The sequence below is a fragment of the Nocardioides oceani genome, from assembly GCF_030412965.1.
GTDB classification, from domain to species: Bacteria; Actinomycetota; Actinomycetes; order Propionibacteriales; family Nocardioidaceae; genus Nocardioides; species Nocardioides oceani.
Window position 1 is genome coordinate 1 of sequence record NZ_JAUHJQ010000322.1, and the last position, 209, is coordinate 209.

The 209-nt window shown below is 82.8% G+C and carries 1 protein-coding gene; it reads right to left on the bottom strand.

The features are described from left to right. On the bottom strand, positions 1-209 hold a 209-nt coding region (locus QWY28_RS24230; RefSeq protein WP_300955437.1), incomplete at both ends, for a hypothetical protein.

Consider the following 209-nt stretch of genomic DNA (forward strand, 5'->3'; position numbering starts at 1 on the left):
GGCCGGTCGGGCGGGTGCGCGCGTCCACGGCCAGCACGCCGGGCGCACGCGCGTCGCGCCGGCCGGCGAGGTCGTCGACGGCCCACCATTGGGTCACCCCGCCGCGCGGCGAGGGGGTGGGGGTGCCGGCGAGCCGGTGGGCGGTGGCCCCGTCGGTGGCGACGACGACGTGCCGCGCGCGGGTCGCGCCGTCGGCGGTGAGCAGCACC